Genomic DNA, 23,895 nt, shown 5'->3' with positions numbered 1-23,895 from the left:
GCTCACTCCGATGAGGCTTGAGCCCCGTGCCTGGTGAGCAGCATCACCGGCAGTAGCCCGGCCAAGACCAAGGCCAGCGCGGGGAGCGCGGCCTGTTCCCACTGACCTTCCGAGGTCAGCTCGAAGATGCGCACCGAGAGCGTGTCCCACCCGAACGGCCTGGTCATCAGCGTGGCCGGCATTTCCTTGATCACGTCCACGAACACGAGCGTGGCGGCGGTGAGCACGCCGCTCCGGATGATGGGGAGGTGGACTCGTTGCAGCAACCGGCGCCCGCCGACCCCCAGCCCGCGAGCCGCCTCTTCCAGGTTTGGCGTCACGCGGTGCATGGCGCTTTCGATGGGGCCGAAGCCCGCGGCCAGGAATCTCGCCACGTAGGCGAGGATCATGGCCAGCGGCGTTCCGAGGATGACCAGGCCCAACTCCTGGTGGACGGCCTGAAATTCCACTGCGACCTGCCGATCGAGCCACGCCAGGGGGATGAAAATGCCGACCGCCAGCACCGAACCGGGCAGGGCATAGCCGAGCGTAGCGACGCGCGTCGCCACCGCGACGAGCCCGTTGCCGTGGCGTTTTGCGTAGGTCAGGACCAATGCGCAGGCGCACGTGAGGGCAGCGGCCACCGTGCCCAAGAAGGCCGAGTGCCACAGAAACCCGATGGCGCGGCCGTCGAGATCCTCGGCAATCCTCGCAACGCCCCAGGTCGCGAGCCGGGCGACCGGGAAGGCGAACGCCAGCGCAAGCACACCGGCGCAGGCGACACACGCCAACCACGCCGCGGCTCCGGAGAGCGCAATTCGCTCGGCGGGCTGGTCGTGCTTTGCCCCGGTTGCGTACCGGGCATGGCCGCGCCAGGTCTGCTCCAGGGCCAGGACCGCGAAGACGATGACGATCAACACCGAGGCCAGTTGCGCCGCGGCGGTGAGTGAGAAGAGTCCGAACCACGCTTTGTAGATGGCCGTGGTAAAGGTGTCGTAGTTGAAGACCGAGACCGTCCCGAAGTCCGCGAGCGTTTCCATCACCACCAACCCGAGTCCACCCACGATCCACGGCCTCGCCATGGGCACGGCGAGACGGAAAAAGCCAGCCCAGCGCCCGTGTCCCAGCGCTTGCGCCGCTTCCATGGCGCGTCGGCCCTGGGTGAGAAACGCCTGGCGGGCCAACAAGTACACGTAGGGATACAGCGCCAGGCTCATGACCACGATGACTCCGCCGCGTGATCTGATTGGGGGCAGCACCGCCCAGCCCTCCGGCAGCGCCGCGCGCAAGAGGGTCTGGAGCGGGCCGGCGTAATCCAGCAGCGCCACTGCGACGAACGCGGTCACGTACGCCGGGATCGCCAGCGGCAGCATCAGCGCCCAATCAAAGAACCGCCGCCCAGGAAACTCGCAGACCGCGGTGAGCCACGCCAGCCCCACGCCCAACACCGCAGTCCCGGCCGCAACGCCCGCCACGAGCCAGACCGTGTTGATCAGCAAATCGCTCAACACGGTCGTCGCCAAATGGCGCCACACCTCGTCCGCCGGCGCGAATACGGAAGACAACACCACCACCAGCGGAAACGTCACCAACGCCGCGATGGCAAAGGCCGCCAGCCGCCATTTGTCCAGAGGACGTCTCTGATGCAGCGTGAGTACAGTGTCTTGGGGGTTGATCATGTCAGACTGACCACCAACGGGCCAGATGCTAGGCGCCGCGAGCACCGGAGCGCAGCGTACTGGTTGCGTACGTGAGCACCGGAAGCGCAGCGGCAACGCCGCAGATGGCCCTTGATGGTCAGGCTCATCTTTACCGGTAGCCTGCCCGGTCCATCAACATCACCGCCGCGCGCTGCAACTCTCCGGCCTTCGACACATTGATGGGATCGGATCGAAACGTGCCCCACGCCGCCACGGTCGGGGACGGCGCGACAGAGGGATTTGCGGGATATTCGAAGTCGATCTCGGTAAAGATCTTCTGCGCCGACGGGGACGAGAGCCATTCCAGCAGACGAACCGCCGCGGCGGCGCGTTTGCTGTGGCGGGTCACGCCGCCTCCGGAGACGTTCACGTGGACGCCGCGATCGCCCTGATTGGGCCAGAACAAGGCAACAGGAGCGTCGGGGTGTTTGCTCTTGAACCGTCCGAAGTAGTAGGTGTTGGCGATGCCGACGTCACATTGGCCCGCGGCAATTGCCTCGATCATCGCCGTGTCGTCGGAAAACACGTCGGTGGCGAGATTGGCGACCCACGAACGGACGATCGCCTCGGTTTTGGCTTCACCCAGCTCCGCGATCATCATCGCGACCAGCGATTGGTTATAAACTTTTTTCGACGTGCGTAAGCAGAGCCGTTTCTTCCATTTGGCGGTCCCGAGGTCTTCGTAGGAGGACAAGTCAGTCGGTTTGACGCGTTTCGTGTTGTACACGATGGTCCGCGCGCGGACCGTGAGCCCGAACCACCGGTTGTCGGGATCGCGCCACGCCTCGGGAATGTTGGCGCGCAGCGCGTGGGATTCCACCGCCCGCAGCAGGCCTTCGTCGCCTGCGAACCACAAATTGCCCGCGTCGACCGTGATCAGGAGGTCCGCCGGGGTGTTGGAGCCCTCGGCCTTGAGGCGCTCGATGAGGGGGCCTTCCTTGTCGGTGATGAACCGTACGTGGACGCCGGTTTCCTTGGTGTAAGCGTCGAAGAGGGGTTTGATGAGTTGTTCGTTCCTCGAACTGTAGACCACCACCTCGTCGGCCGCCGAGGCGATGGCGTGGGCAAGGCCGATGACGAGGGTCACGGTGGGAACGAGTCGAGCGATCAAAGGCATACGGTTCTCCGGATGAGAGACAGGGTAACTGTACAACAACTGAAAAGGGTTTTCAATATCACCGGATGATCTGGATGAAAGGCGTGGATGGGGACGTGAATGACTCTGGCCCGCAATCGCCGGACCGGGCGCCGTTGACTTCACCGAACCGGCAACCGTACAATTCGCTTCGATTGCGCTAGGGGAGCCCGGACCGGGCTGAGAGTCCGTCTTTGACGGACAACCCTTTGAACCTGATCTGGATCATACCAGCGAAGGGAAGCGGGCTACCGGTATTTCGAAGCCGCACCATCGCTGGTGCGGCTTTTTTGTTGCACGAAGCGCTCGGGGACACTGAGGCGTCGGCGTTCCGCGCCGCGCCGTCCGAACACGGTCGATCTTCCAGGGATGAGGTGACTATGAATACCCATGACAACGGATCAGGTAACGGTCGCGCTGCGGTGGCCACGGAGCGCGTGACGACCAACGGACTGACGCTCACGCCGTTTCCGGCGTCGCGCAAGGTGTACGTCGAGGGATCGCTCGGCGGAGTGCGCGTGGCCATGCGCGAAATTCAGGTATCTCCGACCCGGCACGCCAAGGACGGCGCGCTCGAGCACAACGAGCCGATCGTCGTCTACGACCCTTCCGGGCCTTACACCGACCCCCACGCGACCATCGACATTCGCCGGGGGCTGGAGCCGCTGCGCCGGACATGGGTGCTGCGGCGCGGCGACGTCGAGGAGTTGTCTCGCGTCTCCTCCGAGTACGGCCGTCGGCGCGAGGAGGATGTGCGCCTGGACAATGTCCGCTTCCCGAACCTGCGCAAGCCGTTGCGCGCCAAACCGGGCATGAACGTGACGCAGATGCACTACGCGCGGCAAGGCATCGTCACGCCCGAGATGGAGTACATCGCGATCCGCGAGAACCAGCTCCGCGAGCGGTTGATGGAGGTGATGGAGCACCCGGGGCGCGCCGCGCGGAGCCACCTCGCGCACCAACATCCGGGCCAGAGTTGGGGGGCAAGTATCCCCGCGGTCATCACGCCGGAATTCGTCCGCGACGAGGTGGCGCGCGGCCGGGCGATCATCCCCGCCAACATCAACCATCCCGAGTCCGAGCCCATGATCATCGGCCGCAACTTCCTGGTCAAGATCAACGCGAACATCGGCAACTCCGCGGTGGCGTCGTCGATCGAGGAAGAAGTCGAGAAGATGATCTGGGCGATCCGGTGGGGGTCGGACACGGTGATGGACCTGTCCACCGGCAAGAACATCCACGAAACCCGCGAGTGGATCATCCGCAACGCGCCGGTGCCGATCGGGACCGTGCCGATCTACCAGGCCCTGGAAAAGGTCGAGGGGCAAGTCGAAGAACTCACCTGGGAGCTTTTCCGCGACACGCTGATCGAACAAGCCGAGCAAGGGGTGGACTACTTCACCATCCACGCGGGCGTGTTGCTGCGCTACGTGCCGCTGACGGCCTCGCGCGCCGCGGGGATCGTGTCTCGCGGCGGCTCGATTCTGGCCAAGTGGTGCCTGGCGCACCACAAGGAAAACTTCCTGTACACCCACTTCGAAGAGATCTGCGAGATCATGAAGGCGTACGACGTGTCCTTCTCGCTGGGCGACGGCCTGCGGCCCGGCGCAGTGGCCGACGCCAATGACGAAGCCCAGTTCGGCGAGTTGGAGACGCTGGGTGAACTCACGCAAATCGCGTGGAAGCACGACGTGCAGGTCATGATCGAGGGGCCGGGGCACGTGCCCATGCACCTGATTCACGAGAACATGACCAAACAACTCGCGGTCTGCCACGAGGCGCCGTTCTACACCCTGGGGCCGTTGACCACCGACATCGCGCCGGGGTACGACCACATCACCTCCGGGATCGGCGCGGCCATGATCGGGTGGTACGGCTGCGCGATGCTTTGCTACGTCACGCCCAAGGAGCACCTGGGATTGCCGACTAAGGAGGACGTCAAGCAGGGAGTGATCGCGTACAAGATCGCGGCGCACGCCGCGGACCTGGCCAAGGGGCACCCGGGCGCTCAGCGGCGCGACAACGCATTGTCCAAGGCGCGGTTCGAGTTCCGCTGGGAGGACCAGTTCAACCTGTCGCTGGACCCGGACACCGCAAAGGCCTACCACGACGAGACCCTGCCCACCGAGGGCGCCAAGGTCGCGCATTTCTGTTCGATGTGCGGGCCGAAGTTCTGTTCGATGAAGATCACGCAGGACGTCCGAGACTACGCCGCCCAGAAGGCCCTGGACGAGGCGACCGCGCTGGAATCGGGCTTACACGAAAAGGCGGAAGAGTTCAAAAAGACGGGATTGGAAATCTATCGGTAGGACCCCCACCCTGCCCTCCCCCGCAAGGGGGGAGGAGGCAAGGAGAAGGGACCCATTACAGGTGACAACATGAACCAGACACGCGCCATCGCTTCCACCCGAGAACGGGACATTACCCGGGCCATCGCCCGCGAACACTTCCGGCAGTTCGACGACCTGGTCGAGTCCGACGCGCTGATTATCGGGTCCGGTCCCTCGGGGCTGGTGTGCGCCCGCGATCTGGCTCTCGCGGGCTTCAAGGTCGTAATCGTCGAGCAGATGAACCACTTGGGCGGAGGGTTCTGGAACGGCGGGTACCTCATGAACAAGGCGACGATCGCTTCACCGGCCCAAACGATTCTCGAGGAAGTCGGCGTGCCGTGCCAGGACGCCGGCCCCGACATGTATCTTGTCGATCCTCCCCACGCGGTGGCCAAGCTGATCGGTGCGGCCTATGACGCAGGGGTGAAGGTCCTCAATTTTACAAAAGTCGTGGACTTGGTTTACCGCGCGGACCGCCTCGAAGGCGTGGTGGTCAACTGGACGCCGTTGGAGATGGTGGGGCACGACGTGGCGCACGTGGATCCGATCGCCCTTGAATCCCGCGCGGTAGTGGACGCCACGGGGCACGACGCGGTGGCGGTGCAGATGCTGGCCAAGCGGGGTCTGCATCAACCGATCCCGGGGAACGGCGCGATGTGGGTGGATCAGTCCGAAGAAATCGTGATCGAAAAAACCGGCGAGGTGTATCCCAACCTGTTTCTCGTGGGCCTGTCAGTCGCGGCGGTCTACGGCACGCCTCGCATGGGACCGGCTTTCGGCGCCATGCTGTTATCAGGACGCAAAGGCGCCGGTCAAATCTCAGCCAAACTGGCGGCCCAGCCAGCCACCAGCCGCGGATAACATCGCCCGCCCGTCACTTCCGGAATGAAGCGTGTTGCCCACCGGCCTTCGCGCACGTGCGAATCGGTCGTCGCGTAATCGTCGGAAACAATCGTTATTCACAATCCGTTAGGCGGCCTTTCGGTGGAACCTGGTCGCTTCAACTACGATCTAGTTGGCAGGCATTCGCATATTAGTGGGTGCCGACGCATTGGTTTCGGGGAAGAATCGTCACAGTTGCCGGTGCGGATTCCACGCCATTTGCGTCAATGGCGACAAAATCAAAAGAATCCTGAGAGAAGTCCTGGAAGTGACAGATCGTGGCGGTATACACGACGGCATAGGGCGATCCCGTGACGGTGATGTTGCCTGTGGATTGCGGCGACGGCAGTCCGCTTGCAAGCTGAAGGTCCACTACTGACGATGTGCCGACTTCGGGCGTCACGGTGGGCTTCCTTGTCCCGCCGTCGATGGCAGTCCAGCCGGTTTGGTAGGTCCGGCCCCCCACATAATCCATGACAGAACAGGGCCCATCCTGAGGGATGGTGGGGTCAGTAGTGGTGCCGCATATTCCCACGTAGTTGTAGTCCTGGTACGTGGGCCACCTGACGATCTTGAACCGCACCGCCGATGAGCTGCCACTCAGAAAGATGGCCCATTGGGCCGCAACAGTGCCCGTGCGTCGCCCAATAATGATCGTCTGGTCGAATGCGACCGGCGGCTCGGTCAGGCTGACGACGATGGTGACCGTGGCCGGCGCCGAGACCAGACCCCTCGAGTCCGTCACGGTGAACGTGAAGCGGTCGGTCCCGATGAACGAGGTGTTGGGCGTATAGGTGTGCGAGCTGCCGCTTCCCCCCGGCACGAGCGTGCCGTTGGTGGGGCCGCTTCCAGGCACGATCGTGTAAGCCGTGATCGTGGCGCCTGGTTCCGCTGTGCCTTCCAAGGTGATCGCCGCCGACGTATTCTGCATAATGGCGAGCCCCTGAGCTTGGGCGACTGGGGGCTGTTGGACGGTAATGTTGATTGTCGCCGGCGACGACTGGCTGCCAAGGGGATCGGTCACAATAAACGTAAAGCTGACCGGGCCGGCCACGGCGGGCGTGTACGTCCGGTCCCCGGTTGTGGTCGTGCCGCTTGGTGTCAGAGTGCCTGTCGCTGGCGGGTTCACAACCGTATACGTGAGCGCTCCCCCTTCGGGATCGGACCCTTCGAGCGTGATCTGCAGTGGAGCGCCGAGGAGCGTCGTGTAGCTGTCTGGGTTTGCGGTCGGCGGATTGTTCGCGACAACCGCCGCGGTCGTGAACGAGATCGAAGTTGTGGCCAGCGGATTTCCCGCGAGATCGAAGAATCCCGTTTGACCCGAAGGGTTCAATGTGACGGTGTACGACGTGTTGTCCTGAAGTCCCGAAAGCGGGATCCTCAGCGTGCGCGAGGCCGGATCAGTGGTCGTGTCAGCGTAGCTTGGGATTCCTACGGTTCCGGACCCACCGCTCAAGGTGATCGCGGTTCCTCCGGTTCCAGACATCAGTTCGTTGAACACCACGGTGACCTGGCTCGCCGTGACGCCCGTTGCTCCATTCGCGGGGGTCGTACTCGCGACCGTAGGGACCGTGGTGTCTTGACTGGCTTGGCTCACGTTCTTGAGCACTGCGGTGGCATTGACTGAATTGCCACCCAAACCATCATGCACGGCGCAGTCAAGATCCCCAGTGGCATCGTTTAAGAGACACACCAGGTGCCAGTTGATCTGGCTAATAAACTTGTTGATTCCCACGAACCCCGGCGTGGTGTCATAGGTAAACTGGAGCGGTTGGCTGGGGCTGGCGAGGATCAGCCCGTCGAGTGTGGCTTGCGCGGCCAGACCGCTTTGATTGAGCAACAGGCTCAGCCGCTGTTCGGTAAACGGGCCGCCCTGGACAATTCCGGTCCACGTTCCTTGGTACGTGGCAAGGGAGATCACCGTGAGCGTCACCGTTCCGTTGCCCTGATTACCTGCCGAGTCTGTCACCGTGACGTTGATCGGATACGAACCTACCGACGTCACGGTTCCGGAGAGCTTCCCCTCGGTTTGATTCAGCGTCACGCCGGGCGGCAAGTTTGTCGCAGACCAGGTGTAGAGCGGCTGTCCCCCGATCACACCCAGGATCTCCTCGTCGGCCACATTGACGATCCAGGTAAACGGTAACGCGATCACGACCGGCGATCCACCCGCGCCCGCAATGGTCACCACCTGGGAAGCTGCGGAGATCAGCAGGCTATGATCAGACGTGTGTACTGTAATCTGAAACGGAAACTGACCCGCGGTCGTGGGTGTGCCGGAGAGGACCAACGTGTTCGAAAGCGTGGCATTGTTGGCCGGTGTCACCGTGAGGCCGGGAGGCAACGATCCCGAGACCGTCCAATAAAAGAGAGCGCCAGGGGTGCTGTCCTCGACCGAGAACGTGACGTTGGGGTATTGGACCCCGACAGTCCCGTTGAGCGTGCTGGCTCCCGAGGTGACCAGCCCGCTGCTTCCGGAAAGCGTTCCAACGGGTGCGCTGTCTGTTGCGCACGCCGCGAGTAGCGCGCCCAAGACCGCGACTGCTGAGCTCTGCCACCGTGCTCTGGTCATTCCAGGCACTCCACACAGCAACAATCGCGCCATCGTCAAAACTCCTTAATATCCTTGGGCTTAGCGATCACCCAATGGTGAAATATTTCGTGTTTTGCGGCAACAGACTCATCAAAACGACCAATCCAACCCGGCAAATACCGTGTTCGAGGTCTGATCGTTGTCACCCAGGGCCGTGGCCTTCGTGCGCATGGTGTTCGCCTCCAACTGGAACTGAAGGTTGACGCGGCTCGTCAGGACGAGATCGCGCCGCACGGCCAGGGTGAGGGCATCGGCGTCCCCGCGCTGCTTGGGGTTGGTGCTGATGCCCTGTTCGAGGTTGCGGATCAGGTCGTAGCGTCCGAGCACGATCGTCCGGGTCGACTCGAGCATGTAGTCACCCTCGATGAATCCGCTGTAGTACTTCGCGTCCTGCGTGGCGGACGATGTGCCGAACAGATCCTTGTCGTCCTGCCCGTACAACGCAAATAGCATCAGATTGAACGGGCCGAAGTTGAGATCGGCGTCGGCTCCGAAGCGATAGAACGCCGCGTTATCCTTGCCGGTCCCGGCAATCGGAGTGGTCCCGCCCCCGGTGGTCACGAAGCTCGTCGGGGCCATCCCCCGCACGCCGAAGACGCCAAAGCGCTGATCGCCGAATTCCTGGGTCACGGTGGCAAAGACATCCAGCGCGCGGTTGTCGTCGGCTGAGCTGGTGGTGCCGTTGTACACCGAGACCGCGTAGCCGAACCACGGGGTCGCGCCGTCCAGCGACGCGCCCAGTTGCGGCGCATCGAGCTGGAATCCCTCGGAGGAGTTTAGGGAGAAGCGTGGGTCATACCGATAGGCGAGGTAGGGAGCATTGGTGAGCCGATGATGGCCGGAGAGCGTCAGGTGCAGCTCGTGGCTGCCGAAGATCAAATCCTGACCGTGTTCGTGTTTCTGCTCGGCCTCGGCGTCGTGGGGATGTTCATCGGCGGCCGCGTCGTCATGCGGGTGATCCTCGGCTTCGCTGAATTGGCCGAAGATGTCGGCAAACCGCACCCATGCGAACCCCAGGGCCCCCACCTGTGCTGTTCCGGAGGTCGCGCCCGGATGGGCGTGAACAGGCGGCTGGCCTGGCAGGCCCACGTTGAGGGCTTCCGGGTAATAGGTCAGATAGTATGAAATTCCCGGCGTAAACAGGCCGCCGGCCAGGATTTCGAAACGCGTCAGCGCGAACGTCCGGGTAGTGATCGTCTCCAGTCCGTTGTCGGTTGCCTGGTTGTCGCGTTTGTTGTACTGGTAGCCCCCGGCCACGCGGATCGACACGGGCCAGTACGCCGGGTGGATATCCTCGGGGTCTTCTGACTTGATGCGATCACGCATCTCTTCCGAGAGGTCGGCAACGGCCTCCTTAAGCGTGAAGTTGTCGTGAAACTTGTTGCCGACTTTGTTGAGTTTCGGCGCCATCACGTGGCAATGGCTACAATCCATGTCGTACTTGCGGGCAAAGGCCGGAATGGCTTCCACCCGTGACGCAGCCAGTAGGCTAAACCCGAACACCGCGATCCAACTCGCCAGGAGGACGCGGGGTTTCCAATTACACAAAAGCGGCCCTCCCGCTAAGGAGTCTTATTCGGTTTTTCAAACGGTTGAGTCTCACCTCCCTCCAAGACAGGTTGGGCCGGCTTTTCATTCCGTCGCAGGCAGTGGACGGTGTAGGCCAATACGATGAACCACACCCCGACTAAGAACGCCCCGCCAAAGGGGATAAAAAACCAACGTTCCGCGATGCGGAAGGCCTCCGCCTTCCCGGCCACCGGCACTGCCAAGGCCATGGTCAGCCAGCCAAAGGGATAGAGCAGGCCCAGGCAAGTCAGTGTCGTGAGCAGCGTCTTGACGCGAGGCGTGAAGCCGGTGTTCGTGACGATAAAGGTCAGCAGAAACACCACGATGGCCAGGCCGTGACCGTGAAGATGAAACGTATGGACCCGCGCCAGCACCTCGGTCTGCACGCCTTCGATGATGGCACGATCGATGTCCGGCACGCCGGACAGGCCGTGGACTTCCGGCCGGGTCACGGCTTGCGCGCGGGCAACGTCCATAATGGGTTTGGGCAGTCCGCCCAGCGCCGCGCCCGCGGTCTCCCCGAAACCGAACAGGACCAGGCAGGCGAGGATCACCCACGGCGAGGGGAGCTTGAGCCCTCCGGTCCGATCAACGGAGGTTTGCGGATCGTTCGGCGTGATCTTCATCCGCGAGGAATTCCCGCCGAGGCTTGTTGCGGAAGCGTCAAGCGAAACGCCGTGGTAATCCCTCCCAGCAAGTTTCGTCTGGCATCGAGAAAACTTTGGTGCTCTCCGTCTTCGAGCCGATACAACATGACGTCCAGCATGCGGTCCAGGCGCTGCTCTTCGATCGGATCCTTGGCGGCGAGCGTAGGTTCAAGAAGATAGGAGAAGTAGTTTCGGCCGAGCCAGAACATGGTCCGCTGGGTGTCGAGCGTCACCGTGTCTTTGCCGAAGCTCGCTTGGAGCGCGTTGAATTTCTCTATCATCAGCAGCAGGGCGAGTTCCTGGATGGTCTTCTTCAACGTGTCAGCGTCGTTCCGTTGAAGGGACTGCTCCAGGGATTCGCCCAACCGTGTGCCAAAGGTTCGATCGATCTGCGCGGCGGTGCTCTTCAAGCCCGCGCCTTCCATCGTCATCCCCATGCCCATCTCATGGGCAAAGTCCTCGTACACGGCGCGGGCTTCGGCCACCGCCTCCTGCGCCTTGCCGTTTTCAGCGAGGAGCAGCGCCCGCTTCATGTGGATCATCAAGGGGGTGACCTGCCCCACGATCTCGTGGGCGGCGACCGGTGTCGCCGCGAGCATGACCGCCAACATGGCCCACCGGACGGCGATCAATCCGGCTTTTGTGGTGATCTGCATGGTTGTTCTCCATTGACGGGTGGGCGCGTTTGCGCCCACCCGCGCGAGCGTTAAAACAACTTCGAGATCCCGAATTGGAACCCCATGTCCGGCGACTCGTCATTCAGCCCGAACGGCACGGAGAACTTGAACGCGACGTTCTGAAGCGCGAGAAACGTGTCGCTTTGGAGCACCGCAATAATCTCCGGCGCGACGACCATCACGGTATCGCCGGACGCCGGGGTGCGGCCGTTGAATTCCGCCAACACCATCAGCTTGTCTGGGATGACCTTGATCATGGGCGCCACGTTGTAGAACCAGATCGCTTCGTTGTGGGCTTCCTCTGCGATGCCAACCACCACGTCCTCTCCGCCGATGCCCACGGGCGCGGTTTCGATCTCAGTTTCCCGCTCGGTTTCCAGTTCGTACCCGCCGTTCACGTGCAGGACGAATCGCGGCGTCACGTTCTTTGAGAGGATCAGCGTGGCGGCGACGGCTTTGTGGTTGCCGGTCAGCCCCGCCGACGGGACGTATTCGGCCTCGAACGCCATATCCGGCGCGACACGCCCTTCGTCCCAAAAGCGCTGCTTGACGCCGAAGGCGAGTTCATCGACCCCGCTTTCATCGACCCCTGCGGTGTCCTCGCGGAGGACGATGACTCCTTCCAGATTCAGTTGGGTACGCTCGCCAACGCCCACCTCAAACTCCACCGGGAGCAAGTGAGTCTTGACGGTCGTTCCGTTTTCGAACTTCGCGTAATCGTAGACGATCTGCCCGAACATGCGGCCGCGCGGCGTTGTCGCGGCGATCTCGGTGTTCAATGGCTCGAGAATGTGGGCGCCAAATGCCTCCTGGCCAAACACGGACAGGACAATTACCAGTGCGGCCGTGCCGATCACCCTTCCCTGCATGGGCTTCTCCTTTGCCGATCAAGAAAAGTATGAATTCAACGGACCGCCGCTCGCGCACAACGATGCGAGCACTGCAGCCCTACGGCAACGAAATGGAGAATGTCTGAGGGTTAGCTAACGGGCGGTGCGCGGACCGGCGTGAGCCGGACCAGGTGCGAGACGAGCGAAGGTCCTTCGTCCGAGAGGATGCGGACGTTGGGGGTTAGGGTCGGGAGCGGCGCGGACCCGTCGGCGTTGACAGCGGCGGATCCCGCGTGATTCGCCACCAGACAATGGATCGCGTGGTCCGTGGCGGGCACCGGCGTGGTCGAGTGGTCGGCGTGTTCGTTGTGCGCGGTGGGGAAGTACTGGCAATGGATCGCCTCGCCTGCGAGCGCAAAGTAGGCAAGAAGCAGGACCGCGGCGGTGGCGCGGAAGCGCCTTCGCGCGGCCAACGGAGAGGTAATTCGTCGGATACACGACCCCATGACTCGGAAAACAGTCGACAACACCGGGATATTCCTCGACGTTGATCCGATTCCGCGCACGCTCGTCGCCCGTTAGTCCGCTCGGAAGTATTTGGCTTCGGGATGGTGAAATACCAGGGCGGACACCGAAGCCTCGGGGTCCATCATATCACCGTCCGTGAGTTCAATGCCAATGTCCTTCGGCTGCAACAGCGCGAACAGTTTGCGCTGGTCAGCCAGGTTGGGGCAGGCGGGGTAGCCGAAGCTCACCCGAACGCCCTGGTACTTGTTCTTGAGCACGTCGTGGATCGTGGTGGTGGGCGGGTCGGGGAACCCCCAGGACGTCCGCAACCTGCGGTGCAGCCACTCAGCCAACCCTTCCGCGCCTTCCACCGCGATGGCCTGCAGCGCGTGCGAGCGAAGGTACTCGCCCGCGTCTTTCCATCGCTGCGACAGCTCCCGGATCCCGACCCCGCAGGTGACCGCAAAGAGCGCGATCACGTCGCGCTGGCCGGAGTCCCGGTCGCGGCAGTAGTCCGCGAGGCACAGCCGTTCGCCCGCTGCCTGGCGGGGGAAGGTGAACGTCTCCAGTACGCGATCGGGCCGAACCCGATCGTACAGGACCAGGTCATCACCATCGGCCTGGCAGGGGAAGAACCGCCACACTGCGTGGGCGGCCATCAACTTCTTTTCCAGGATTTCGGTTTTGAGGGCTTCGACGGTTTCATGCAGCTTGACCGCCTTCTCGTCCTTCTCGGACAGCAATTTGTCGATCTGCCCGCGCAAACCGAGGTGCTTCCCGTAGAGCATGATCGGGTTGATGTACGCGAACACCTCGCCGAGCGGCACGTTGCGCAACAGGTGGCGGTCGTAATCGGGCGCGGGGGGAATCGGTACGTCGCGGCGGACCGCCGAGCGCGGGGGTACTGCGGTCGTGACTGTGGCGGCTGGCTTGGACACGCTCGCCCCCCGGACCATGGATTGTTGCTCCTCCCGGATCCGCGCGATCAGCGCTTGGCGCTCCTGGTCGTCGGAGAGCCGGTTCGCCAGATCCAGTCCGCTCATGGCGTCCTTGGCGTACAGGACGATCCCGGGGTACTCGGGTGCGATTTTAGTGGCCGTGAACTTGTTCGACAGGGCGGCGCCGCCCACCAGGATGGGAACCTCGATGCCAGCGGCGCGCAGGTCCTGCGCGGTGATGACCATCTGCTGGGCCGACTTGACCAGCAACCCGGAGAGCCCGATCGCGTCGGGCTTCTCGCGGCGGTACGCGTCGATGAGCACCTCGGGGGCCACTTTGATCCCGAGGTTCACGATCTCGTAGCCGTTGTTGCCCAGAATGATCTCCACGAGGTTCTTGCCGATGTCGTGCACGTCGCCTTTGACCGTGGCGAGCAGGATCTTGCCTTTGGACGCGGTCGCGGACTTTTCCATGAACTGTTCCAGGTGGCGCACCGCGGCCTTCATCGCTTCAGCGCTCTGCAGCACTTCGGCCACGATCAGCTCGTTGTTGTTGAAGAGCCGGCCCACCTCGTCCATCCCGGTCATCAGCGGACCGTTGATGATTTCCAGGGGCGCGCGCGTCTTGAGCGCCTCGTCGAGATCCGCCACCAGTCCGTCGCGCGAGCCCTCGACGATGTACCGCGCCAAACGATCGTCCAACGGCAGATCCGCGGCGGTTGCCCGGACCTTGGTCTGCTTGCCTTTGAAGTGCGCGGCAAACGCGGCTACCGGATCATCGCCACGCCAGAAAATCAGGTCTTCGGCCAGGCGACGTTCCTCTTCGGGAATAGACGGGTAGCGCTCCAACCGTTCCGCGTTCACGATCGCCAGGTCGAGCCCGGCTTTGACGTTGTGATAGAGATACACCGCGTTCAGCACCTCGCGACCGGCCGGAGGCAAACCGAACGACACGTTGCTGATTCCCAGGATGGTCTTGGTTTCAGGCAGCGCCGCCTTGATCAGCTTGATGCCTTCGATCGTCTCGATCGCCGAACCGATATAGTTGGCGTCGCCGGTGCCGACCGGGAAGACGAGCGCGTCGAAGATAATGTCGCGCGGCGGCAGACCGTACTTGTTGACCAGCAGATCGTACGACCGCTTCGCAATCTCCAGTTTGCGCTGGCGCGTGACCCCCATGCCCTGCTGCGGGTCCTCGTCGATGCAGCCCACCACCACCGCGCCGCCGTAGCGCTTGATCAGCGGTACGACGTGTTCGAACCGTTCCTCGCCGTCCTCAAGGTTGATCGAGTTGATGATGCACTTGCCCTGGCAGCGCTTGAGCGCGGCCTCGATCACCACGTGATCCGTGGAATCGATCATCAGCGGAAGTTTGACCTTCTTGGTCAGGATGCTGATGAACGCGTCCATGTCGGCCAACTCGTTGCGGTCCGGGTTGGCCATACACACGTCCAAGATCTGCGCGCCGTTTTTGGCCTGGTTGCGGCCGATTTCCCCGGCTTCTTCGAGCTTGCCGTCGATGATCAATTCCTTGAACTTGCGGCTGCCGATCACGTTGGTGCGCTCGCCCACGATCAGCGGGCGGTTGTCGTCCTCAATGGGCACGAAGTCGATGCCGGACACTGCGGGCCTCAGGCTGCGTTGCGGTGTTCGCGGGCGCTTCGCTTGGACCATGGCGGCGATCGCGGCGATGTGCGCAGGGGTCGTCCCGCAACAGCCGCCCACCATATTCACCCACCCCTCGTCCACGAAGCGGGCGAGTTTGGCGGCCAAGCTTTGCGGCGTCTCCGCGTAGCGGCCTTCCTCGTCGGGCAGGCCCGCGTTGGGATAGACCGACACGAAACAGGTGGCCATACCTGCGAGCGAGCGCAGGTGATCGGTCATGAATTCCGGTCCGGTTGCGCAGTTCAGTCCGATCGAAAACAGGTTGAGGTGCTCGAGCGAGGTGTAGAGGGCTTCGACGCCCTGACCCGCCAGCATGGTGCCCATGGGCTCGATGGTGCCCGAGACCATGAGCGGGACGCGCGATCCGAGCGTCTCCTGCGCGCGGGCAATGCCAATGGCTGCGGCTTTGAGGTTGAGCGTGTCCTGCGCGGTCTCGAGCAGCAGCAGATCCACGCCGCCCTCGATCAGGCCCCGGGCCTGCACCGCGAACGAGTCCGCGAGTTGATCGAAAGTCACCCCGCCGGTCACGGTGATGGTTTTGGTCGTGGGACCCATCGAGCCCGCCACGAACCGCGGTTTGTCGGCGGTCGACCGCGAATCCGCAGCGCGACGCGCGAGCGCGGCGCTGGCGCGGTTGATCTCGCGCGCTTTCTCGGCCAAGGCGTACTCCGCGAGCACGATGGGCGTGCCGCCGAACGTATTGGTCTCAACGATGTCCGCGCCCGCGTCGAGGTAGGCCTCGAACACACTGGTGACGACGTCGGGCCGGGTCAAGTTCAGGTGCTCGTTGCACCCCTCGCAATCCGCCCCCCCGAAATCAGCAGCGGTGAGGTTCTTGCCCTGCAGCACGGTACCCATCGCTCCATCCAAGACGAGGATACGGCGGGCCAGCAGTTCGCGAAGTTGGTCAGTGGAGTGTCGGATAGTCATGTCCGCATGATAACAGAGGAGAACCGGGGCGTCTATTCAGCCTGTTCGCGAACGGGCCAGATGCAAGGCGCTGCGAGCACGGAGCCGCGAGAGATTGTAGCGAAACCAGCGCCGCAGCGGAAGAGCCGGGCTGCTAAGGCTTGTCGGTCTCTTCGCCCGTCGCGTCGGGCAATGCGGGCGATTGGGCTTCGTCCGCATTGCCCAGGGAATCGGGATGCACTGGTTGGTAGTCGCCGTCCGGGACCAGGACGATGTCGACCAGCAAAGCCGCCTGGTCAATGGACAACACCGGAGCCGACACCGAATCCACCACCAGCCGTTTGGGGGCGAGCGGAGCAGGGTCAGCGGCCGCGCCGGCAGCCATCGGGAGCGCCACGAAAAGGGTGGCCATGGCCGCCACAACAGAGGGAAGCACCGTGCGAATCATGAGCAAACTCCTGTGACGAGCGTCACGCGTGAAGGGTGGTGAAGCTATTGATTGAACTCATGCAAGGCACAAGCCCGGTTTCCGTCCACAGGAAATGCCCATAAAATCCAACTGCATCAGGAGATGGGGTCGTGGTAGGGTAAAGTGTTGGGGAAAAAGTCCTCAAGAGTGGGCGCAAATGGGGAGGAAGGCCCCGGACCGGGGCCGGGGTGCCATGGAGATGCATCGGGTGGTTGCATGGCAACGTGAAATTGACTATGCTGCGCCATGTGCAGAGTGGCCTTTGGCGCTATTGACAGCGCCTGACGGCGCGGAGCACAGTAAATAACCGCTTTATCTCAGCGGTCTTACTACACAACGTTGGCGTGAGTCGGGGGTGGGACGATGAGTGACGTCGAACAGAAGGTGGCGGTCGCCGCCAATGACGACTGCAGCGTGGCAGACTCTGCCGACGCTCCGCCGTTGGTGGTCGTCTACGACATGCGGGGCAACGAGGTCGTGTTTCGTACGATCCGCTACTATGACAAGACCCTGCTCGAGGCGGTCGCTGACTGCAAGATGGTCATCGGCAAATCCTTCGGCGATGCGTTGAAAGCGGATCTGACTTCCCGCGGCATCGAGCCGCGCCTCACCACCGTGGACTCCTCGGACGAAGCCGTGGGGCAGGTGTTCGGCATCAAGCGGGGCGATGCGAAGGTCGAAATGAAGATCCAGCATTAGGGGCTGCTGAGAAAGTCCATCTGCGGCGTTCTCGCTCGTCGGAAATCCTCACGTACCACCCCGTACGCTCCGGTTTCCTCCTCGCTGCGGCCTTGCAGCTGGAGCTTTCTGAGCAGCCCCCCACAGAGTCGAATAATACGGTCTTACCTGTGATGCGTGATTCTGCTGTTCTTGTCCTCGGTCCCCCGGACCGTTAAATAGATCCCCGCTAGCAGCACCAACAGGGCCCCGGCCACGAAGTGTGGGGTGGCCGACTCGTGTAGCACGCCGATTCCCAGGGCGCTGCCCACCACGGCGCCGAACATGGACAGCACTCCCCCTTCCACCGCCGTGGTATAGCGGTAGGCGTACGTGGTGCCGAGTTGCCCCAAGATCGAGAACACCAACACGGCGAGCAGAACCGGGAGGCTCTGGAGCGTCGGTGTGGTCCAATGCCAGAGTAGGAGGGGGCCCGTGACCAGCATCCCCGCGATGTTGTAATAGTGGAACACGGTCCACACGGTTTCCGTGGATCGCGAGACTTTGAGCGACACGATCGCCCCGCCCGCTGTCAGCGCGGCGAGCAACCCGAAAACGTCCCCGGCCGCAACCGCGTCGAACGACGGCTGGACGATCCAATACACGCCCACGAACGACGCGGCAAACGCCCCCACCACGGCCAACGACAGGTCGGTCCCATGCAACACGCGGGTAATCAACGCTGAAAACACCGGATAGGTGTAAAACAGCACAATGGCGTTAGACAGGCGCGTGTGCGTGACCGCCAGAAAGAGCAGCAGGCTTCCGATGCCGCCCAGCACCCCGCGGATCCAGAGGATGCGCAGATTGCCCGGGCGGATCTCCACCCAACTCGCAGTCATGGCCGCGCGCGTGAGCGCGTAGCTCGCGGCAAAGCGCAGAAAGGCCAGCGTGACGGGGTCGATCTCCCGGCCGGCGAGTTTGACGAAGAACCCCTGGATGCCGATACACGCCGCGGCCGCGAGCATCAAGACCATCCCGAGTCGGTGTGTCGCGCGGTCGGCAGGCATGCGAGCGCGCATCGTAGTACGCCGATGGGCCAAAGTCAAAGCGCGTCGCCGGCGTGAATATTTCAGGGCATGGCCCGTCTGATCGGCTGACGACACCGATGGCTGTGGAGGGGCTGATGGGTGTGCCGCGTATTTTGGTGGGCCTTGGTTCGGCGGTGCTGGCCGGATGCGGGGCGATCGTCGAACCCGTCCTCGTGGTGCCGTGCCCATCGGGTGAGTGTTGGGATCTCTCGGCAGGCAGCGAGGTCCTCATCAATGATCGGCCCGCCGACGCCGACCTTGGCCGGAATGAAGCGCACGCGTGGCGGTTCACGACGATTCCGGGGCATCAATACTTCGTGCTGACCCGGGTGTTCTCCGGGAGCGCCGATACCTACGTCTCGTTGTCGCCGATCATCGATCCCGTGACGCACGCGATGGTGGACGTGGGGTCATCTACGGGCCTGGCATTCACCGCGACCGACCGGGTGGCCTACATCGCGGTGGCTGACCGCGGCAATCATGGAGGCACCGAGTACACGGTCCGCGTGGTGTCCTACGACGAGCGCCTCGATCCCATCCCGGGCACGACCCGCCTCTTGGTGAACGACTTCCCGGTTCCGCGTGCGCTGGTTCCCGGCGAGACCGCGCGATTCGTGTTTGACGCGATCCGCGGCGCGGACTACACCATCAGAGTAACGACAATCCGAGGGGCGACCGAAACATTCGCCTCGCTCATCCCGTCGGTGGACGACGATTTCTTCGACGTAGCGGAGCCAGGTGGCCTGATTGCTTTCAGCGCGACCGAGACCGGCCGATACTACGTGGCGGTGATTGATCGCACTGAAGCGGCGGGGTCGGAAGTGACCATCCAGATCACCAGCCCCTAGCTGTCGGTTCGTTGCACCGCTTGAAAATCACGTGCTAGAGTACGGCATCGCAAAGGGATGGCCGTGCGTTATCGCGTGCTAGGCAAGACCGGTCTGAGCGTCAGTGAAATCGGGTTTGGCGGCTGGTCCATCGGCGGTCGGGACTATGGGCCCACCTACGACCGCGAATCCGTGGCCGCGATTCAGCGGGCGCTGGATCTGGGCGTCACGTTCTTTGACACCGCGGACATGTACGGCGACGGCCGCAGTGAGCGGTTGTTCGGCGAAGTGTTGTCGGGCCTGGCTGGCAAGGTGGCGGTCGCGACCAAGGGCGGGTACGACGTGGCTCGGGGACTGGTCAAGGATTTCTCGCGCAAGCATCTTGAGGCCGCTGTGGCAGCCAGCCTCAAGCGCCTCAAAGTCGAGATCATCGATCTATACCAGCTGCACAATCCTTCCGTCGATCTCCTGAAGGGCGACGAGCTGTTTGCAGTGGTGGAGGACTTTCAGCGGCGCGGATTGGTCCGCCACTACGGTGTTTCGGTAAGCGACGCGGAATCCGCGCGGCTGGTGATGACGCGAGGGACCGCGGCCACGCTGCAATTAGTCCACAATCTCTTGCGGCCTCATATCCTTTCCGAGATCGGCCCCATGGTCGAGCGCACAGGCATTGGTGTGATCGTGCGGACGCCGATCGAGTACGGCCTTCTATCGGGTAAGTACAAGGTCGGCGCGCATTTTCACGCCATGGACCACCGCGCCACGCGGTGGACGCCGGAGCAGTTCGCTGCATTGCTTCAACGAGTCGAGGGATTCCGATTCCTGGTGCGCGGCAAGATTGCGAGCCTGGCGGAGGCGGCGGTGCGCTATGTGCTCACGTCGCCGCTGGTGTCCACGGTGATCCCGGGGATCAAGACGCCGGCACAGATCGAAGAATTCGTGCGCGCCAGTGATCCGCCGTACCTCGGCGACGGGGATCTGGCTCGCGTCGTTACGGTACAACGAGAGGGGTAGCCAGGTGGGGTGGGACGAGATTCAACGCGGGGTGACGTTCTGCGCGGCCTGCGGCGGCAGATTGGCGGTGCAGTCGCCCAGACCGGGTGAAAGGCCGCGTCCGGTCTGCACGGCGTGCGGGCGGGTCGTGTATCTGGATCCCAAGGTCGCGGTGGGAACCATCGTCTCCCACGACGGCGGACTGGTGTTGCTGAAACGCGGCATCGAACCCGGGTACGGCAAGTGGGTGTTCCCGGGCGGGTTCGTGGATCGCGGGGAGACCTTGGAAGAGGCGGCCGCACGGGAGACGCGGGAGGAAGTCGGGCTGGAAGTCAGCACCGACGGGTTGCTCGGCGCCTACTCGTACCGCGAATATCCGGTCGTGGTGGTCGTCTACGCCGCGCGCGTCACCGGAGGGCGCCTGATGGCGGGGGACGAAGCGTTGGAGGCCAAGACCTTTGCCGTGAATCGTCTACCGTGGGATGACTTAGCCTTTGCCAGCACCAGACAAGCCCTCACGGATTACGTGAAGAACCGGACATCGTAAAGGAGTTTGTCGCTTATGGTCACGAATTACGAAGTAGACGCGTTTTTGACCTCGCTGCGAGATGAGGGCGCCGAGGTCCAAGGGTTGATCAAACACTTTCTCCTGCTGCTCGATGACGCCCACAATCCGGACATGGCGTCGGCGCGCGCCCGGCTCAGAACCTTGATGCAGCGCGACGCTGAGATCGGCAAGCACCGCGCGGTGTGGGCGTTGCTCGGTCCCTGGTTAGCGGAGCCTTCTGATGTCGCTAAGCCCGGTAAGACGACCGGCAAAGTGATCGAGAGCCTCGGTGTCACCCCACCCTAAGCCTCGGCGGTTACTTCTTGGGTTGAGAAGCCGGTGCTTCTGCCGGCAGCCAGCGCGTGTCCACGAGCCCGGAGAGATCGGGCTCCTTGCGTCCCAAGTGCCCTTGCTCGAACGCCCATCGCGCGGATTGGGCGATCGATGCTTTGATCGGGTCGGACGTGAATCTGACCCGCGCCCACGCCGCGTCCAACACTGCCGGCGGCAGGGGTTTGCCGGTGATGCGTTTGAGCTCCTCGTTGACGAGCGATTTGGCCTCGTCGGAATGATCGTTGATCCAGGTCGTGAGCTCCACGTGCGCCGCGACCCATCGCCGCACGAGTTCCGGATGTGTTTGGAGAAATTTGGAGTGAGCGACCAGGACCGTGGTCGAGAACTTCCCGCCCGTGAGGTCTTTCCACAGCTCGCGCTCATCGAGGAAGATCGTTCCGCCACCCTCGTGGATAAGACGCGCCGCCCACGGCTCCGGGGCCCAGGCCCCGTCGATCTGGCCCTGTCGGAAGAGCGTGAGTTGATCGGGATTGGCGAACGGCACCACGGTGACCTCGCCGCCTTTTTCTTTGGGGGCGAGACCGTGTTGCTTGAGCCACCCCCGTAACGCAATGTCCTGCGTGCTGCCGATCTGGGGGGTGGCGATTCGTCTTCCGCGAAAATCAGCCGGAGAACGGATTCCCGCATCGGGCCGCACGACCAGCGCGGCGCCCCCGTCGGCTGCGCCCGCGATCACGATGGGGAGCTTGCCTTTGGATTTGACGTAGCCGTTGGTCGCGGGGCCGGGTCCGATATACGCAAGATCCAACTCATTGGCAAACAATGCCTGGATCACCGCAGGACCGGCGTTGAAAATCTTCCACTCCACTACGGCGTCGGGTTGCAGCGCTTTGCTGAACCACCCATTGGTCTGGGCGATCAACGGCTGGGCGTGGGTGATGTTCGGGAAATGTCCCACCCGGATTTTGACGGGCGGCTCGGTGGACGCGGCGTGAAGCGCGCTCGGAAAGACCGTGGCCGCAATGGCCAATGTGGGCAATAAGATGTTTCGGACGACGAAACGATCAATCACGCGATCTCCTTGTGACAGGTGAGACGTTTTCCGTCGAGGGGATTGAAGCTCCCGCAGCAAGCTGCAGGGGATGCGCTCGCAATGCCCTTTCACGTAACCCGATCTGCTGAACGGTGACGGACACGCACACCGGGCTACCGCGACAGAAGGGTGAGGAACTCGGTCTCGTCGATGACTCTGATCCCCAGTTTCTTGGCCTTTTCCAGCTTGGATCCCGGGTCCTCGCCCGCGACTACGTAGTCCACCTTTCGACTGACGGCGTCAGCCACGCTGCCGCCAGCAGCGCGGATTTTTTCTTGCGCCTGGCCTCGCGTCAATGACGCCAACGAGCCGGTCAACACGAACGTTTTGCCGAGGAGCGGGCCCGCCTTTGATTCGTAGGCCATCTGCAGGCCCACGGCCTTCAGCCGCTCGATCAACGCGCGATTCTTGGGCTCGTCAAAGAACGCGCGCACGATGCGCGCGGTGACTGGGCCGACATCCCGGACCCGGGCCAAGTCCTCCTCGCCGGCATTCATGAGGGCGTCCATGGTCCGAAACGTCTCCGCGAGTTTCTCGGCCGTGACCTCGCCCACTTGCTGGATGCCGAGCGCGTACACCACGCGCGGAAACGGGCGGTTGCGGCTCTCGTTGATCGCGGCCAGGAGGTTGGTCGCGGTCTTGTCTCTCACGCGTTCGAGCTTCAACAGGTGCGCGTTGGTCAGGCCGTAAATGTCCGCCACGTCCGTGATGTAGCCCTCGTCGAGCAGACGCAGGGCCCATTGCTCGCCCAGGCCACGGATGTCCATGGCGCCCTTGGACACGAAGTGTTTGACGCGCTGTTCGAGTTGCGCGCGGCACGCGGCGTTGACGCAACGGGACGAGACCTCGCCGGGCGGCCGGATCACGGTTCCGCCGCACACCGGGCACGCGGCCGGAGGCTCGAACGGGCGTTCCTCGCCCGTGCGCCGTTCGGGAATCGCCTTCACGATCTCGGGGATCACTTCGCCGGCGCGCCGGACCACCACCCAGTCGCCGATCCGGATGTCCTTCTTGGCGATGATGTCCTCATTGTGCAGGGTCGCCTTGCGCACCGTGACGCCGCCCACCTTGACGGGGTCCAGCATCGCCACCGGGTTCAACGCGCCGAAGCGGCCCACGTTGATGATGATGTCCATCACGCGCGTGGTGGCCTCCTCCGCGGGGAATTTATACGCGATCGCCCAGCGCGGCCGTCGCGACACCTCGCCCAATTCGCGCTGCAGCTCCACGTCGTCAACCTTGATCACCGTGCCGTCGGTGTCGTAGTCCAGGTCGTCGCGTTGCGCCTCCCATTTTTGACAGAACGCCCACGCGGCGTCCAAATCGGGCAAACGCTCGTTGTGGGGGCTCACCGGGAATCGCAGGGCTTTGAGGAGCTCCAAACTTTCCCAGTGGGTGCGTGGTTCGCGCCCCTGGATCACGCCGACGCCGTAGGGCATGAACTTCAACCGACGCTCCGCAGTCACGCTGGGATCGAGCTGCCGGACCGCGCCGGCCGCGGCGTTGCGGGGGTTCGCCAACGGCGCCTCGCCCGCGGCGAGGCGCCGCTCGTTGAGTTCGGCA

At 63.2% G+C, this 23,895-nt stretch carries 20 protein-coding genes and 1 riboswitch; of the genes, 7 read left to right on the top strand and 13 right to left on the bottom strand.

Translation table 11 applies throughout. From position 1 onward, the window contains the following. Window positions 1-2: 2 nt before the first annotated feature. Complete coding sequence (locus AB1451_10885; protein ID MEW6683411.1) at window positions 3-1,658, bottom strand: iron ABC transporter permease; 1,656 nt, start codon at window positions 1,656-1,658, stop codon at window positions 3-5. 130 nt (window positions 1,659-1,788) lie between these two features. Further along, window positions 1,789-2,796, bottom strand: a complete 1,008-nt coding sequence (locus AB1451_10880) for a Fe(3+) ABC transporter substrate-binding protein (GenBank protein ID MEW6683410.1) — start codon at window positions 2,794-2,796, stop codon at window positions 1,789-1,791. A 170-nt stretch (window positions 2,797-2,966) separates the two neighbouring features. Further along, window positions 2,967-3,073: riboswitch (TPP riboswitch) on the top strand. A gap of 121 nt (window positions 3,074-3,194) precedes the next feature. Between AB1451_10880 and thiC the strand changes: the two genes are divergently transcribed. Next, a complete protein-coding gene (gene thiC, locus AB1451_10875; GenBank protein MEW6683409.1) occupies window positions 3,195-5,123 on the top strand; it encodes a phosphomethylpyrimidine synthase ThiC in 1,929 nt (642 codons plus the stop codon). 69 nt (window positions 5,124-5,192) lie between these two features. Continuing rightward, window positions 5,193-6,005, top strand: a complete 813-nt coding sequence (locus AB1451_10870; GenBank protein ID MEW6683408.1) for a sulfide-dependent adenosine diphosphate thiazole synthase — start codon at window positions 5,193-5,195, stop codon at window positions 6,003-6,005. A 172-nt stretch (window positions 6,006-6,177) separates the two neighbouring features. Here AB1451_10870 and AB1451_10865 read toward each other — a convergent pair whose 3' ends face one another. The 8 genes from AB1451_10865 to AB1451_10830 form a co-directional block, all read right to left on the bottom strand. Beyond that, on the bottom strand, window positions 6,178-8,598 hold the full coding sequence (locus AB1451_10865; protein ID MEW6683407.1) for an Ig-like domain-containing protein: 2,421 nt from the start codon (window positions 8,596-8,598) through the stop codon (window positions 6,178-6,180). Window positions 8,599-8,709: 111 nt separating this feature from the next. Further along, window positions 8,710-10,167 carry a hypothetical protein gene (locus AB1451_10860; GenBank protein MEW6683406.1) on the bottom strand — a complete coding sequence of 486 codons (1,458 nt, stop codon included), beginning with the start codon at window positions 10,165-10,167 and terminating at the stop codon, window positions 8,710-8,712. 14 nt (window positions 10,168-10,181) lie between these two features. Beyond that, complete coding sequence (locus tag AB1451_10855; GenBank protein ID MEW6683405.1) at window positions 10,182-10,814, bottom strand: hypothetical protein; 633 nt, start codon at window positions 10,812-10,814, stop codon at window positions 10,182-10,184. Continuing rightward, entirely contained in the window at window positions 10,811-11,491 is a 681-nt protein-coding gene (locus AB1451_10850) for a hypothetical protein (GenBank protein ID MEW6683404.1), read from the bottom strand. Before AB1451_10850 ends, AB1451_10855 begins: the two co-directional genes overlap by 4 nt. Window positions 11,492-11,541: 50 nt before the next feature. Further along, window positions 11,542-12,381, bottom strand: a complete 840-nt coding sequence (locus AB1451_10845) for a hypothetical protein (GenBank protein MEW6683403.1) — start codon at window positions 12,379-12,381, stop codon at window positions 11,542-11,544. Window positions 12,382-12,491: 110 nt separating this feature from the next. Then, window positions 12,492-12,872, bottom strand: coding sequence for a hypothetical protein (locus tag AB1451_10840; GenBank protein ID MEW6683402.1), 381 nt, complete (start codon window positions 12,870-12,872; stop codon window positions 12,492-12,494). A gap of 48 nt (window positions 12,873-12,920) precedes the next feature. Further along, on the bottom strand, window positions 12,921-16,382 hold the full coding sequence (gene metH, locus AB1451_10835) for a methionine synthase (protein ID MEW6683401.1): 3,462 nt from the start codon (window positions 16,380-16,382) through the stop codon (window positions 12,921-12,923). A 133-nt stretch (window positions 16,383-16,515) separates the two neighbouring features. Then, window positions 16,516-16,809, bottom strand: a complete 294-nt coding sequence (locus AB1451_10830; protein MEW6683400.1) for a hypothetical protein — start codon at window positions 16,807-16,809, stop codon at window positions 16,516-16,518. A gap of 384 nt (window positions 16,810-17,193) precedes the next feature. Between AB1451_10830 and AB1451_10825 the strand changes: the two genes are divergently transcribed. Then, window positions 17,194-17,529, top strand: a complete 336-nt coding sequence (locus AB1451_10825) for a hypothetical protein (GenBank protein ID MEW6683399.1) — start codon at window positions 17,194-17,196, stop codon at window positions 17,527-17,529. A gap of 143 nt (window positions 17,530-17,672) precedes the next feature. Here the strand turns inward: AB1451_10825 and AB1451_10820 are convergent, their stop codons facing one another. After that, complete coding sequence (locus AB1451_10820; protein MEW6683398.1) at window positions 17,673-18,557, bottom strand: DMT family transporter; 885 nt, start codon at window positions 18,555-18,557, stop codon at window positions 17,673-17,675. Window positions 18,558-18,673: 116 nt separating this feature from the next. Between AB1451_10820 and AB1451_10815 the strand changes: the two genes are divergently transcribed. The 4 genes from AB1451_10815 (at window position 18,674) to AB1451_10800 (ending at window position 21,251) form a co-directional block, all read left to right on the top strand. Beyond that, the gene (locus tag AB1451_10815) at window positions 18,674-19,426 is read left to right on the top strand and encodes a hypothetical protein (protein ID MEW6683397.1); all 753 of its coding nucleotides are present in this window, start codon (window positions 18,674-18,676) and stop codon (window positions 19,424-19,426) included. 63 nt (window positions 19,427-19,489) lie between these two features. Next, complete coding sequence (locus AB1451_10810) at window positions 19,490-20,419, top strand: aldo/keto reductase (GenBank protein ID MEW6683396.1); 930 nt, start codon at window positions 19,490-19,492, stop codon at window positions 20,417-20,419. 4 nt (window positions 20,420-20,423) lie between these two features. Beyond that, window positions 20,424-20,945, top strand: a complete 522-nt coding sequence (locus AB1451_10805; GenBank protein ID MEW6683395.1) for an NUDIX hydrolase — start codon at window positions 20,424-20,426, stop codon at window positions 20,943-20,945. 15 nt (window positions 20,946-20,960) lie between these two features. Further along, the gene (locus AB1451_10800; GenBank protein ID MEW6683394.1) at window positions 20,961-21,251 is read left to right on the top strand and encodes a hypothetical protein; all 291 of its coding nucleotides are present in this window, start codon (window positions 20,961-20,963) and stop codon (window positions 21,249-21,251) included. A 10-nt stretch (window positions 21,252-21,261) separates the two neighbouring features. Here AB1451_10800 and AB1451_10795 read toward each other — a convergent pair whose 3' ends face one another. Both AB1451_10795 and ligA read right to left on the bottom strand, forming a co-directional pair. Next, on the bottom strand, window positions 21,262-22,311 hold the full coding sequence (locus AB1451_10795) for an ABC transporter substrate-binding protein (GenBank protein ID MEW6683393.1): 1,050 nt from the start codon (window positions 22,309-22,311) through the stop codon (window positions 21,262-21,264). Window positions 22,312-22,445: 134 nt separating this feature from the next. Next, window positions 22,446-23,895 (bottom strand): NAD-dependent DNA ligase LigA (ligA, locus tag AB1451_10790; GenBank protein ID MEW6683392.1); only part of this gene is annotated, 1,450 nt, incomplete at its 5' end.

It is taken from the genome of Nitrospirota bacterium (genome assembly GCA_040757335.1).
Classification (GTDB): Bacteria; Nitrospirota; Nitrospiria; order 2-01-FULL-66-17; family 2-01-FULL-66-17; genus JBFLXB01.
Note: the sequence above shows the minus strand (reverse complement) of the source record. Positions and strands in the feature narration are given on the sequence as shown.